Here is a 13749-nt window from a genome sequence, read left to right on the forward strand (position 1 = left end):
CGTCAGACGAGGCGGGTCAGCCAGTTGTGGGAGTCCTCGGCGCGGCCGTACTGGATGTCGAGCAGGCGGGCCCGGATCGCCTCGGCGTAGCGGTCCTCGTGACCGTCACGACGGTGGTCGACGGAGCCGCCGTCCCAGCGCAGCTCGCCGACCGGGGTGACGACGGCGGCGGTGCCACACGCGAAGATCTCGACGATGTCGCCGTTGGCCGCCCCCTCCTTCCACTCCTCGATCGGGATGCGGCGCTCCTCGGGCTCGAGGTCCAGCTCCTTGGCGATCTCGAGGATCGAGCTGCGCGTCACACCTTCGAGGATCGTGCCGGTCAGCTCGGGTGTGATGATGCGCCCGTCCTTGGTGACGAGGAAGAGGTTCATGCCCCCGAGCTCCTCGATGTAGGTGTGCGTCGAGGAGTCGAGGAAGACGGCCTGGTCGCAGCCGTGCTCGATGCCCTCGAGCTGGCCGGCGAGCGAGCTGGCGTAGTTGCCGCCGCACTTGGCCGCACCGGTGCCACCCTCGCCCGCGCGGGCGTAGTCGGTGGAGATCCAGAGGGTCACGGGCTTGAGGCCGCCGGAGAAGTACGCGCCCGCCGGGGAGGCGATGACGGAGTAGGTGACCTGCTGGGCGGGGCGCACGCCGAGGAAGGCCTCGGACGCGAACATGAACGGGCGCAGGTAGAGGCTCTTCTCCCCCGCGTCGCCGGCCGGCACCCAGGCCTGGTCGACGGAGACGAGCTGGCGCAGCGACTCGATGAAGTCGGCCTCGGGCAGCTCGGGCAGCGCGAGGCGCCGGGCCGAGCGGGCGAAGCGGGCCGCGTTGGCCTCGGGGCGGAACGTCCAGATCGAGCCGTCGGCGTGACGGTAGGCCTTCATGCCCTCGAAGATCTCCTGGGCGTAGTGCAGCACCGCCGCCGCCGGGTCGAGCTGGAAGGGGCCATAGGGCTTGACCTGGGCGTCGGTCCAGCCGCCGTCGGCGGTCCACGTCGCGACGACCATGTGGTCGGTGAAGGTCTTGCCGAAACCGGGGTTCTCGAGGACCTCGGCGATCCGCTCGGGCGACGTCGGCTCGTCGCGGCGCGTGACCTCGAAGGACAGCTGGGTCATGACAAAACCTCCAGGGGCAAAATCAGCGGTGATCCGATGTCAGGCTATCGCCCACATCGTGAGACGACGAAGCCGGGCTCCGTCCGCGGGTGACGGTTCCCTACGCGCGGTGCACCACGCGTACGGACCGTCTCCCCGCGTCCGGGCCCGAAGCCTGGGTATGCCGTGTGGCGCGGTGTCAGAGACGGCCGACGACCGCGTCGCCGACGGCGGTGGTGCTGCGAGCGGAGTCGCCGCGCTCGGCGAGGTCTGCAGCCACGGCGTCGTCGACGCGCGCCGCCTCCTTGTCGAGGCCGAGGTGGGCCAGGAGCATGCCGACCGAGAGGATTGCCGCGGTCGGGTCGGCCTTGGACTGGCCGGCGATGTCGGGCGCCGAGCCGTGGACGGGCTCGAACATGCTCGGGGTCGTGCGCGCCGGGTTGATGTTGCCCGACGCAGCGAGCCCGATGCCGCCGGCGATGGCCGCGGCGATGTCGGTGAGGATGTCGCCGAAGAGGTTGTCGGTGACGATGACGTCGAAGCGGCCGGGGTCGGTCGCCATGAAGATCGTTGCGGCGTCGACGTGCTGGTAGGCGGTCTCGACGTCGGGGAACTCGGCGCCGACCTCCTCGACGGTGCGGCGCCAGAGGTGGCCGGCATACGTCAGGACGTTGTGCTTGTGCACGAGTGTCAGGTGCCGGCGCGGCCGGGCCTGGGCGCGGGCGAAGGCGTCGCGCACGACGCGCTCGACGCCGTAGCGGGTGTTGACGCTGACCTCGGTCGCGATCTCGGCCGGGGTGCCGACGCGCAGGGCGCCGCCGTTGCCGGTGTAGGGACCCTCGGTCCCCTCGCGGACGACGACGAAGTCGATGCCGTCCGGCGCGACCCGCGCGACGTCGAGCGGGCTCGATACGCCGGGGAAGAGCTTGGCCGGGCGCAGGTTGACATAGTGGTCGAGGGCGAAGCGCAGCGGCAGCAGGACGCCCCGCTCGAGCACGCCGCTCGGGACGGTCGGGTCGCCGATGGCGCCGAGCAGGATCGCGTCGTGGCCGCGCAGCTCGTCGAGGACCGAGTCGGGCAGGGTCTCGCCCGTGGCGTGCCAGCGTCGCGCGCCGAGGTCGTAGTCGGTCGTGGTGAACGTCGGACCGCCCGAGCCGGTCACCGCGTCCAGGACCTTGAGGCCCTCCGCGACGACCTCGGGGCCGATGCCGTCACCACCGATGACGGCGATCGAGTAGGCGTCCTTGACCTGCGTCTCTCCCATGGGTCGAGCCTAGGACCCGTCTTGTGATGTGGGATCGGCGTCTCATTTCGTGAACGCACGACGAAGGCCCCCGCCCGGGTGGGCGGGGGCCTTCGTGAGGGGTGGCTCGGCGACGAGGTCGCGAGCGCAGCTCCCCGATCAGTCCTCGGTGTGACCCTGGTCGCGCAGGTCCATCGACTCCTGCAGGGCCTGACGGGCTGCCTTGGCGTCTTCGCTCATGGTGATCACGTCTTTCGGTTCAGTGCTGTTGTGGTCTCAGGTGGCTCGAGCTCGGTCAAGCGAACCGGTCAGCACGAGGGTGCGCGGGATCTCCGCGGCGAGGTTGCTGACTACCTGGACTCGCCGCGGCGGAGAATGAGTACGACCTGCCGCGTCATGCGTTTCACGGTACGCCGGGCTACCCACGGGTACAGGGGGTTTCCACTAAGTGAGACGCGGCGTCCACCATCCGTCACATCCGTCCACTCACGTGTCCGGACGCCCCAGTGGCGCGAGGGACGCGCGTCCCCCTCTCGGACCGTGCCTGCCCGTAGGCTCGCCGCGTGAGCGCCGACCACCCCGCCGACCACCACGAGCACCACGAGCACCAGGGCCGGGTCGCCCACCAGCGACACGGCAGCCACGGCGTGCCGGGGGTCCCGTTCGACGAGGAGGCCCGCTGGATCGCCGTGACACCGGGCAACGCCCGCCGCGTCACCTTCACCGTGATGGTCGCCATCGTCCTGCTCTCGCTCGCGATGTGGGCCTTCCAGGCGATGGGCAGCTTCCTCTTCCTGCTGCTGCTCGCCTGGCTCGTCTCGATCGCCATGGAGCCCGTCGTGCTGTGGCTCAGCTCGCGGGGCATGAAGCGCGGCCTCGCGACCGGTCTGACGATGCTCGGCATGCTGCTGCTCTTCGCCGGGCTCGCCGAGCTCTTCGGCCAGGTCTTCGTCTCGCAGCTCTCGCAGCTCGGCAGCCAGCTGCCCGGGGCCGTGACCTCGGCGATCACCTGGGTCAACTCCTCGTTCGGCACGAGCTTCGACCTCGCCCAGATCCAGTCGGCCCTCAGCCTGACGCCCGACAAGCTCGGCGAGCTCGCGGGCAAGTACGGCGGCGGCATCGTCGGCATCTTCGGGTCGCTCATCACCTTCCTCTTCGACAGCCTGACGATCCTCGTCTTCGCCTACTACCTGTCCGCCGACAGCCCGCGGCTGCGGCAGACCATCGGCTCGTGGCTGCCGCAGCGCTACCAGCGGGTCTTCATCACCGTGTGGACCATCTCGGTCGAGAAGACCGGCGGCTACGTCGTGTCCAAGCTCCTGCTCGCCGCGCTGTCGGCCGTCTTCCACGTCGCCTTCTTCTGGTTCATCGACGTGCCGTTCTGGCTGCCCCTCGGCGTCTTCGCCGGCATCGTCGGCCAGTTCATCCCGACGATCGGCACCTACATCGGGGTCGCGCTGCCGGCGCTGTTCGCGCTGCTCGACAAGCCGATCAACGCCTTGTGGATCGCGGTCTTCGCGACCGTCTACCAGCAGCTCGAGAACTACGTCTTCACCCCGCGCATCAGCCGCCGCACCATGGACGTGCACCCGGCGGTCGCGCTCGGGTCGGTCATCGCGGGAGCCGCGCTCTTCGGCCCCATCGGCGCCCTCATCGGCATCCCCATCGCCGCCGTCGCGCTCGCCATCATCGACACCTTCAGCAAGCGCCACGAGCTCGTCCCGGAGCTCGCCAGCCTCGAGACCGCCGAACCGGACGACGACGACAGCAACGGCAACGGCAACGGCAACGGCGAGGAGGACGCCGGCCGCAGCAGCGGGACGGGCGGGGCGAAGGACGCCGCCGGCGACGTCACGAGGTGACGTCGCGACGGTCGAAGCCGACCGCCGCCACGAGCACGAGCACGAGCACCGTCCCGACGGCGACGCCGACGGCGGGCCAGGAGATGCCCTGGCGCAGCGGGTCGTGGGCGGCGTACTGGTAGAAGGGCGAGAGCTTCTGCACCGGCGTGAGCCAGTCGACGAGGCCGCCGAGTCCGTTGACGACGTAGGCCACCACCGCGACGAAGACCGGCACGGCACGGCTCAGTCCGAGCCGGCCCGTCCCGGCCCCGATGGCGAGCGACAGCGCGCCGAAGACGAGGCCCAGCAGGGCCAGGTGCAGCATCGCGGCGGCGACGTTGCCGGCCGGCAGGTCCATGTCGGCAAGCCGCCCCTCCGCGACGAGAGCCACGCCGAGCACGATGGCGAGCCCGAGGGTCCCGAGGACCATGGCCAGCGCCTTGTCGAGGACGACGCGGGAGCGGGTGACGGGAGTGGTCAGCAGCAGGTCGAGGGTGCGGCGGTCCTCCTCACCCGCGATGGACGACGAGCCCACGCCCACGGCATACAGCAGGACGAGGATGGGCCCCATGAACGACAGCAGCTCGATCTGGATGTAGCCCACGGGAGTCGACATGTCGGCGCCCGCCATCGCGAAGAGGTTGCGGAGCGGCTCCGGCATCGACGCGAGGAAGTCCCGCATCGACGGCTGCCCCTCGAGGCTCGGCCACAGCGCGACGTACATCGCCACGAGCAGCACGACCCCGAGGCACCATGCCGGGTAGGAGCGGCGCTGGTCGTAGAGGGTCTTGCGCAGGACGTCATGCAGCATCGGGACCTCCCGGCGTCGCGTAGTAGGCGAGGAAGGTCTCCTCGAGCTCGGCCTCGGTGCACGTGAGGTCGACGACCGCGTGCTGCGCGATCCGCTTGAGGAGCGGGTCGAGGGAGGTCTGGGGGGCGTCGCAGCGGAGCACGCCGTCCTCGAGACGCACGTCGCGCACGCCGGGAACCGACTCGAAGGCCGCGGCCTGCACGTCGCCCTCGAGCTGCGCCTCGACGTGGTGCAGCGACTTGGCGCGCAGGGCCTCGAGATCCTCGACCGCCACCACGCGCCCGGCGCTCAGCACCCCGATCCGGGTCGCGACCCTCTGGACCTCGCTCAGCACGTGCGAGCTGAGCAGGACCGTGCCGCCGTGCGACACGTGCTGGGCGAGCAGGGCGTGGAACTCGCGCTGCACGAGCGGGTCGAGACCGCTCGACGGCTCGTCGAGCACGAGCAGCTCGGGGCCGGTCATCAGCGCGAGCACGAGGGCCAGCTTCTGGCGGTTGCCCCGGGACAGCTGCCGCGACGGCCGGTGGAGGTCGAGGTCGAGGCGCTCGGCCAGGGCGGCGGCCTCGGGCGGCCGGCCCAAACCGTGGAGGTGCCCGACGTAGTCGACGTGGTCCTGCCCGGTGAGCCGGGGGTAGAGCGCGACGTCGCCGGGGACGTAGCCGACGCGGCGGTGCAGCTCGTCGCGGTGCGTCCACGCGTCGAGGCCGAACAGCTCGGCGCCGCCCGCCGTGGCCCGCGTCAGGCCCATGACGATGCGCAGCGTCGTCGTCTTGCCGGCGCCGTTGGGGCCGAGGTAGCCGAAGACCTCCCCCTCCTCGACGACGAGGTCGACGCCGCGGAGGGCCTCGGTCGCGCCGAACCGTTTGGTGACGCCCGCGCAGCGGATGACCGGAGTTCCCACAGCCTCACGCTGACAGTCGTCCGAGCCCCGCGACAGGGTCCAAAGGCCCGAACGACCGCGGGTGCCCGGCCGGCGCAGTGCGGCTCGGTGCAGCTGAGCGCGGCTCAGTCCCGCAGGTCGACGACCGAGAACGTCCTGGCCTCGATGACCTCGGCGAGCTCGGCGGCCATCGCGGGCGGCACCGCGCTGTCGACGTTGAGCACGCCGATGGCGCGGTCCTCCTGGCGCGAGACCTGCATGCCGCCGATGTTGATGCCGGCATCACCGAGGATGCGGCCGACCGCGCCGATGACGCCGGGGCGGTCGGAGTACTCGAAGACGAGCATGTGGTCCGACAGCGGGACCTCGAGGTCGTAGCCGCCCACCCCGACGAGCTTCTCGACCATCTTCGGACCGGTCAGCGTGCCGGACACCGACACCACCGACCCGTCGGTGAGGGTGCCGCGCAGCGTCGTGACGTTGCGGAAGTCGCCGGCGTCGGGGTCGGTGACGAGACGGACGACGCAGCCGCGCTGCTCGGCCAGGACCGGTGCGTTGACGTAGGTGACCGGGTCCTCGACGACGTCGGTGAACAGCCCCTTGAGCGCGACGAGCTTCCACACGCTGACGTCGTGCGCCGTGATCTCGCCGCGGACGTCCACGTCGAGCTGCGCGGGCACCGTGCCGGCGATGGCGGTGAAGATGCGGCCGAGCTTCTCCACCAGAGGAATTCCCGGACGGACCTCCTCGGCGATGGAGCCGCTGCTGACGTTGACGGCGTCGGGGACGAGCTCGCCACCGAGGGCGAGCCGCACCGATCGCGCGACGGCGATACCGGCCTTCTCCTGGGCCTCCTCGGTCGAGGCACCGAGGTGTGGCGTGACGACGACGGACTCGTGCTCGAAGAGCGGGGACTCGGTCGTGGGCTCCGTGGCGAAGACGTCGATGCCGGCGCCTGCCACCCGGCCCTCTGCGATGGCGCGGGCCAGGGCTGTCTCGTCGACGATGCCGCCGCGGGCGGCGTTGACGATGCGCACCGACGGCTTGACCTTCGACAGCGCCTCCTCGCCGATGAGGCCGACCGTCTCGGGCGTCTTGGGCAGGTGGATGGTGATGAAGTCGGACTGCACGAGCAGCTCGTCGAGGCCGACGAGCTGGGCGCCGAGCTGTCCGGCCTTGGCGGGCGAGGCGTACGGGTCGTAGGCGACGATCTTCATGCCGAAGGCCTTGAGTCGCTCGGCGACGAGGGCCCCGATGCGGCCGAGACCGACGACGCCGACGGTCTTGTCGAGCAGCTCGACGCCGGAGTACTGGCTGCGCCTCCACTCACCGGCCTTGAGGGCCTGGTTGGCGGGGGCGACGTTGCGGGCCGTCGCGAGGAGCAGGGCCACGGCGAGCTCTGCGGCCGAGGTGATGTTGGAGGTCGGGGCGTTGACGACCATGACGCCGGCCTGCGTCGCCGCCTGGACGTCGACGTTGTCGAGGCCGACGCCGGCGCGGGCGATGACCTTGAGCCGCTTGGCCGCCGCGATCGCCTCGGCGTCCATCCTCGTGGCCGACCGGATGAGGACCGCGTCGACGTCGACGAGCGCCGGGAGCAGCGCGTCGCGGTCGGCGCCGTCGACCGAACGGATCTCGAAGTCGGGTCCCAGGGCCTCGATCGTGGCGGGCGACAGCTCTTCGGCGATCAGAACAACGGGCTTGCTCACTGGGGAACCCTTCCGGAGGGGCGAGGCCACACGCACGGCGGGGTGCGGACCGTCGGCGGCACCGCGGTGTGCCGTCGGCGAGTCTAGGCCGCACCCCTGCGCAGATCCACGGGATCCGGGTGGGGTGAGACGTTGCGCTGTCACGGTCAGGAGCGCCACTGTGGGGTCATGCGCATCGTGGTGACGGGTGGCGCCGGGGACCTCGGGTCCCGGGTGGTCCGCGAGGTGACGGCCCGCGGACACCAGGCGGTGTCGGCGAGCCGGCGGTCCGGGATGGACCTGACGACCGGGGCGGGGCTCGACAGAGTGCTCACCGACGCCGACGCCGTCGTGCACTGCGCCGACGACACCTCTCGCGGCGACGACGTGACGGTCTACGCGACGCGCCGCCTGGCCGACGCGGCCGCCGCCCGCGGCACGCACCTCGTGCACATCTCGATCGTCGGCATCGACGACCACCCGCTCAGCTACTACCGCCGCAAGCTGCGCGCCGAGCAGGGCATCGCAGCCGCCGGCGGTCCTGCGTCAGTCCTGCGCGCGACCCAGTTCCACTCCCTCACAGCGTTCTTCGCCCGCAGTCTGACAGTCGGACCGTTCGCCGTCACGATCGGCGACATGGCCCTCCAGCCCGTCGACACCGACTTCGTGGCGCAACGGCTCGTCGACCTGGCGCTGGGGCCCGGGCCCACGGCATACGCCCGCGCGACGGACGTCGCCGGCCCTGAGGTGCTGGCGATCACGGAGGTCGCGCGGCTCGTGCGGACCCACCGCGGCGCCTCGGCACCGCGCACGCTCCGCCTCCCGCCGGTGGGCCGGCTCATGCGCGCCGTGTCCGAGAGCCGCACCGTCCCGGTCGCCGGCACGGCCGACCTCGGCGGCAGGACCTTCGCCGACTGGCTCGCCGCCCAGCCGTCCCGCTTGTCCGGTCGCTGACCGCCGGACGCCGACGGGCGGTGCCCCCACGAACGGGGCACCGGCCGTCGGACCGTCGACCAGGTCAGCGCGCGGCGCTGCCCTCGACGTAGTCGGAGTCAGTCTGCTTGACCCACGCCATGAGCTTGCGCAGCTCGCGGCCGGTGGCCTCGATCGGGTGCTGGGCACCCTTCTCGCGCAAGGACTTGAACTCCGGCGCACCGGCGTCCTGGTCGTCGATGAAGCGCTTGGCGAAGGTGCCGTTCTGGATGTCGCCGAGGACGGCCTTCATGTTCTCCTTGACGTGCGGGTCGATGACGCGCGGCCCGGAGACGTAGTCGCCGTACTCCGCCGTGTCGGAGACCGACCAGCGCTGCTTGGCGATGCCGCCCTCGATCATGAGGTCGACGATGAGCTTGAGCTCGTGGAGGCACTCGAAGTAGGCGACCTCGGGCTGGTAGCCCGCCTCGACGAGGGTCTCGAAGCCGTACATGACGAGCTGGCTCGCGCCGCCGCAGAGCACGGCCTGCTCACCGAACAGGTCGGTCTCGGTCTCCTCGGTGAAGGTCGTCTTGATGCCGCCGGCGCGCAGGCCGCCGATCGCCTTGCCGTAGGCCTTGGCGAGGTCCCACGCGGTGCCGGACGCGTCCTGCTCCACGGCGAGGAGCACGGGCACCCCACGGCCGTCGACGAACTCGCGACGCACGATGTGGCCCGGACCCTTGGGGGCGACCATGAGCACGTCGGCGTCGGACTCGGGCTTGATGTAGCCGAAGCGGATGTTGAAGCCGTGCCCGAAGAGCAGGGCCGCGCCGTCCTTGAGGTTGGGCTGGATGTCGTTCGCGTAGACCGTCCGCTGCACCTGGTCGGGCGTCAGGATGACGACGAGGTCGGCCTCCTTCACCGCGTCGGCGACGGACGCCACGGACAGGCCCTCGGCCTCGGCCTTGGCCTTGCTCTTGCTGCCCTCGGCGAGACCGACGCGCACGTCGACACCGGAGTCGCGCAGGTTGAGCGCGTGGGCGTGGCCCTGGCTGCCGTAGCCGATGACGGCGACCTTCTTGCCCTGGATGATCGACAGGTCGGCGTCGTCGTCGTAGAACATCTCGGCCATGGTGGCCTTCTCCTTCGGTTGCGGTGTGCGTTTGGTCTGTGCGGGTGTGGCACCCGAGGTCGTATGCCGTGTGGCCGGGCCGGACGGCATACGTCCTCGGGAGGGTGGCCGGGTCAGGCGCTGCGGAGGCTACGGTCGGTGATGGAGCGCGAGCCGCGCCCGACGGCGACGAGGCCGGACTGGACGAGCTCCTTGATGCCGAACGGCTCGAGGACGTCGAGCAGCGCGCGCAGCTTGTCTGAGGTGCCGGTCGCCTCGATGACGATGGCGTCGGTCGTGACGTCGACGACCTTGGCCTTGAAGAGCTGGATCGTGTCGATGACCTGGCTGCGGGTCGCCGCGTCGGCGCGGACCTTGACGAGCAGGATCTCGCGCTGCACCGACGCGTGCGCGTCGAGCTCGACGACCTTGAGCACCTCGATGAGCTTGTTGAGCTGCTTGGTCACCTGCTCGAGGGCGGCGCCCTCGACCTCGACGACGACGGTGATGCGCGAGATGTCGGGCAGCTCGGTCGGGCCGACGGCGAGGGAGTTGATGTTGAACCCTCGACGGGAGAAGAGTGCCGCGACGCGGGTCAGGACGCCGGGCTTGTCCTCGACGAGGACCGACAGGGTGTGCTTGCTCATGCTCAGTCCTCCCGCTCCCACACCGGCGCCTCGTGGCGCGCGGCCTGGATCATGTCGTTGCTGACTCCTGCCGGCACCATCGGCCACACCATCGCGTCGCGGTGGACGATGAAGTCGATGATGACAGGACGGTCGTTGGTCTCGAGGGCCAGCTTGATGGCCGCGTCGACCTCTTCGGGCGTCTCGGCCCGCAGCCCGAGGCAGCCGTAGGCGTCCGCGAGCTTGACGAAGTCGGGCACGCGCTGCTCGAGCGGCTGGAGGTTGGTGTTGGAGTAGCGCTCGTCGTAGAAGAGCGTCTGCCACTGGCGCACCATGCCGAGCGAGCTGTTGTTGATGATCGCGACCTTGATCGGGATGTCGTTGATGACGCAGGTCGCGAGCTCCTGGTTGGTCATCTGGAAGCAGCCGTCGCCGTCGATGGCCCAGACGGTGCGCTCGGGCTCGGCGACCTTGGCGCCCATGGCTGCCGGGACGGAGTAGCCCATGGTGCCGAGGCCTCCGGAGTTGAGCCACGCGTTGGGGCGCTCGTACTGCACGAACTGCGCGGCCCACATCTGGTGCTGGCCCACGCCCGCGACGTAGGTGGCCTCGGGCCCGGTCAGCGCACCGATGCGCTCGATGACGTACTGCGGTGAGAGCGTGCCGTCCTCGCTGTCGGTCCAGCCGAGCGGGAACGTCTCCTTCCACCCGGCGACGCGCTCGCGCCAGGCGGCGTAGTCCCAGCCCGACGCGGCGTCGTCCGCGGCCCGGTCGAGGGTGACCTGCTCGATGAGGTCCTTGATGACCTCACCCACGTCACCGACGATCGGGACGTCGGCGATGCGGTTCTTGGAGATCTCGGCGGGGTCGATGTCGGCGTGGATCACCTTGGCGTCCGGGGCGAACGTCGACAGCTGGCCGGTGACGCGGTCGTCGAACCGGGCGCCGAGGGCGATGATGAGGTCCGACTTCTGCAGGCCGGTCACGGCGGCGACGGTGCCGTGCATGCCGGGCATGCCGAGGTTGAGCGGCTCGCTGTCGGGCACGGTCCCGCGCGCCATGAGGGTCGTGACGACCGGGATCCCGGTCAGCTCGACGAGCCGACGCAGCGCCTCGCTGGCCTTGGCGCGCACGACGCCGCCACCGACGTAGAGGATCGGCTGCTTCGCCGCCGCCATGAGCCGGGAGGCCTCGCGGATCTGCTTGCCGTGCGGACGCAGGACGGGACGGTAGCCGGGCAGGTCGATCTGCGGCGGCCAGCTGAACGTCGTCGTGGCCTGCAGCGCGTCCTTGCTGATGTCGACGAGGACGGGGCCGGGACGCCCGGTGCTCGCGACGTGGAACGCCTCGGCGATGGCCTGCGGGATCTTCGCCGGGTCGGTCACGAGGTAGTTGTGCTTGGTGATCGGCATCGTGATGCCGCGGATGTCCGCCTCCTGGAAGGCGTCGGTGCCGATCGCGGCGCTCGCCACCTGGCCGGTGATCGCGACGACCGGGACGGAGTCCATGTGGGCGTCGGCGAGCGGTGTCACGAGGTTGGTCGCGCCGGGGCCCGACGTCGCCATGCAGACGCCGACCTTGCCGGTCGCGGAGGCGTAGCCCTCGGCCGCGTGGCCGGCGCCCTGCTCGTGGCGCACGAGGATGTGGCGGACCTTCTTCGAGTCGAGCATGGGGTCGTAGGCCGGGAGGATCGCGCCGCCCGGGATGCCGAAGACGGTGTCGCAGCCGATGGCCTCGAGGGAGAGGACGAGCGCCTGCGCCCCGGTGACCTCGAGTACCGGCGTGACGACGCCGGCCGTCGGGACGGCCTTGGCCTCCGCCGCGGGTCGGGGACGGGCCAGGGAGGCCACGTCGGCGGGCGAGGGCGCCTGCTTCGTCGTGTCGCTCACGATCTCTTCCTTGTCTCGAGCACTGCGGGGTGATGCCGGTTCGGGCTGACTCCAGCCACAAAAAAACCCTTCTGTCCCGCGGGGGGACGGAAGGGGGCGCGCTGACCGTTCGAGCTGGTCGGCGCGCTAGGGAAGTACGAGGAGTCGGGCCACGTGACAACCGTCCTACGCAGCCCCAACGGTGTCAATCGACCGTCGCACCCGTCTCAGCATGTGACCTCGTGATCTCACCCACTGTCACCCGGTTGCGACGAGGGCGCTGGGGGCTCGCCACGGAAAGTCGGTTGTCGCTCGCAGGAGCCTCTCGGGACACTGACCGTCATGACGAGCGCCGTGCCCCTCCTGCTGCCGCCGACCGCGGCCCACCTCACGCCCCGCCCGCTGACCCGCGAGGACGCAGCTGCGGTCACGGCCCTCATGGCCGCCTGCGAGCTGCACGACGTGGGCGAGGTCCTCATCGAGGAGGCCGACATCGTCGGCGACTGGCAGCGTCCGGCCTTCGACCTCGCCACCCAGTCGGTCGGCGTGTTCGACGGGGACCGGCTCGTGGCATACGCCGAGGTCTTCAAGGGTCGCTGGGCCGACGGCGCGGTCGCGCCCGACCTCCGCGGACGGGGCCTCGGCACCGCCCTGTCGCACTGGACGCGAGCGGTCGGTGCCCGCGACGGCGGCACGCTCGTCGGCCAGCCGGTGCCCGGCGACTCCCCCGGCGAGCGCCTCTTCTCCGCCCTCGGCTACCGCACCCTCTGGACGTCCTGGGTGCTCGAGATGCCGGCGGGCACGACGATCACGCCGCAGCCGCTCCCCGCCGGCTACAGCGTCCGCGAGCCGCGCGACGAGGCCGACCTGCGCGCGGCCTGGACCGTCAACGAGGACGCCTTCCTCGAGTGGTCCGAGCGCGAGCGCTCGTCGTTCGAGGAGTGGACGGCCACCGTCTCCCGCCGCCCCGGCTACGAGCCCTGGCAGCTGCGACTCATGGTGGATGCCGCTGGCGAGGTCGTCGGCATGGCCTTCGTCGTCGTCTCCAGCGGCTGCGGCTACGTCGACAAGCTCGCGGTGCGCCGCGACGAGCGGGGCCGGGGACTCGCCCGCGCGCTCCTCGTCGACGCCTTCGAGGTCGCCCGCGCCCACGGTGGCGAGCGCTCCGAGCTGTCGACCGACTCCCGCACCGGAGCACTCGGCCTCTATGAGAAGGTCGGCATGCAGGTCACCTCGGTGTGGCGTCACTGGGCCGCCGACGTGGCACCGCAGCCCGGGGTCGCACCAGCCTGAGGAGACGTGTGGAGCAGCACACGAGCATCGAGATCGACGCCCCCGTCGCCCGCGTGTGGGCGGTGATGCGCGACGTGCAGCGCTGGGCAGAGTGGACGGAATCCGTGCGCTCGGTGACCCTCCTCGACGACGACCTCCGGGTGGGGGCGCGAGCCCGCGTCGACCAGCCCCGCATCCCGACGACCGTGTGGACCGTCACGGACCTCACGGAGGGGCGCGAGTTCACCTGGGAGGCACGCGGGCCCGGCACCGTGACCACCGGACGCCACGGTGTCGAGGCCACCGGTCCCGGCACCTGCCGGCAACCCTCTCGATCACCCAGTCGGGTTGGGTCGGCGCGGTCGTCGGCCGCGGCTACCGGTCACTCACCGAGCGCTACCTCGCGATGGAGGCG

The 13749-nt window shown here is 71.1% G+C and carries 12 protein-coding genes and 1 pseudogene; 4 read left to right on the top strand and 9 right to left on the bottom strand.

What is annotated here, in order from left to right; all coding sequences use genetic code 11:
* Positions 1 to 2: 2 nt before the first annotated feature.
* The 3 genes from U5C87_RS19465 to U5C87_RS19475 form a co-directional block, all read right to left on the bottom strand.
* On the bottom strand, positions 3 to 1100 hold the full coding sequence (locus tag U5C87_RS19465) for a branched-chain amino acid aminotransferase (RefSeq protein ID WP_330474110.1): 1098 nt from the start codon (positions 1098 to 1100) through the stop codon (positions 3 to 5).
* 178 nt (positions 1101 to 1278) lie between these two features.
* Complete coding sequence (locus U5C87_RS19470; protein ID WP_330474111.1) at positions 1279 to 2343, bottom strand: 3-isopropylmalate dehydrogenase; 1065 nt, start codon at positions 2341 to 2343, stop codon at positions 1279 to 1281.
* Positions 2344 to 2481: 138 nt separating this feature from the next.
* Positions 2482 to 2562, bottom strand: a complete 81-nt coding sequence (locus tag U5C87_RS19475) for a 3-isopropylmalate dehydrogenase (protein ID WP_081633825.1) — start codon at positions 2560 to 2562, stop codon at positions 2482 to 2484.
* 323 nt (positions 2563 to 2885) lie between these two features.
* On the opposite strand from U5C87_RS19475, the gene U5C87_RS19480 reads away from it, so the two are divergent.
* Positions 2886 to 4184, top strand: coding sequence for an AI-2E family transporter (locus U5C87_RS19480; RefSeq protein ID WP_330474112.1), 1299 nt, complete (start codon positions 2886 to 2888; stop codon positions 4182 to 4184).
* On the opposite strand, the gene U5C87_RS19485 is transcribed toward U5C87_RS19480, so the two are convergent.
* The 3 genes from U5C87_RS19485 to serA all read right to left on the bottom strand — a co-directional run bounded on the left by U5C87_RS19485 (position 4174) and on the right by serA (position 7563).
* A complete protein-coding gene (locus U5C87_RS19485; protein WP_330474113.1) occupies positions 4174 to 4974 on the bottom strand; it encodes an ABC transporter permease subunit in 801 nt (266 codons plus the stop codon). The two genes, U5C87_RS19480 and U5C87_RS19485, sit on opposite strands and share 11 nt — an antisense overlap.
* The gene (locus tag U5C87_RS19490; RefSeq protein ID WP_330474114.1) at positions 4964 to 5875 is read right to left on the bottom strand and encodes an ABC transporter ATP-binding protein; all 912 of its coding nucleotides are present in this window, start codon (positions 5873 to 5875) and stop codon (positions 4964 to 4966) included. Before U5C87_RS19490 ends, U5C87_RS19485 begins: the two co-directional genes overlap by 11 nt.
* A 104-nt stretch (positions 5876 to 5979) precedes the next feature.
* On the bottom strand, positions 5980 to 7563 hold the full coding sequence (serA, locus tag U5C87_RS19495) for a phosphoglycerate dehydrogenase (protein WP_330474115.1): 1584 nt from the start codon (positions 7561 to 7563) through the stop codon (positions 5980 to 5982).
* Between the two features lie 168 nt (positions 7564 to 7731).
* Between serA and U5C87_RS19500 the strand changes: the two genes are divergently transcribed.
* Positions 7732 to 8496 carry an SDR family oxidoreductase gene (locus U5C87_RS19500; protein WP_330474116.1) on the top strand — a complete coding sequence of 255 codons (765 nt, stop codon included), beginning with the start codon at positions 7732 to 7734 and terminating at the stop codon, positions 8494 to 8496.
* Positions 8497 to 8560: 64 nt separating this feature from the next.
* On the opposite strand, the gene ilvC is transcribed toward U5C87_RS19500, so the two are convergent.
* The 3 genes from ilvC to U5C87_RS19515 form a co-directional block, all read right to left on the bottom strand.
* On the bottom strand, positions 8561 to 9589 hold the full coding sequence (ilvC, locus tag U5C87_RS19505; RefSeq protein ID WP_030195154.1) for a ketol-acid reductoisomerase: 1029 nt from the start codon (positions 9587 to 9589) through the stop codon (positions 8561 to 8563).
* 113 nt (positions 9590 to 9702) lie between these two features.
* Positions 9703 to 10215, bottom strand: a complete 513-nt coding sequence (gene ilvN / locus U5C87_RS19510) for an acetolactate synthase small subunit (RefSeq protein WP_030195151.1) — start codon at positions 10213 to 10215, stop codon at positions 9703 to 9705.
* A gap of 2 nt (positions 10216 to 10217) precedes the next feature.
* A complete protein-coding gene (locus tag U5C87_RS19515) occupies positions 10218 to 12083 on the bottom strand; it encodes an acetolactate synthase large subunit (RefSeq protein ID WP_330474117.1) in 1866 nt (621 codons plus the stop codon).
* Positions 12084 to 12404: 321 nt separating this feature from the next.
* On the opposite strand from U5C87_RS19515, the gene U5C87_RS19520 reads away from it, so the two are divergent.
* Both U5C87_RS19520 and U5C87_RS19525 read left to right on the top strand, forming a co-directional pair.
* Entirely contained in the window at positions 12405 to 13355 is a 951-nt protein-coding gene (locus tag U5C87_RS19520) for a GNAT family N-acetyltransferase (RefSeq protein WP_330474118.1), read from the top strand.
* 65 nt (positions 13356 to 13420) lie between these two features.
* Positions 13421 to 13594: pseudogene (locus tag U5C87_RS19525) on the top strand (SRPBCC family protein); the annotation flags it as partial.
* Positions 13595 to 13749 lie beyond the last annotated feature (155 nt).

Source organism: Terrabacter sp. C0L_2 (genome assembly GCF_036352015.1).
Lineage (GTDB): Bacteria > Actinomycetota > Actinomycetes > Actinomycetales > Dermatophilaceae > Terrabacter > Terrabacter tumescens.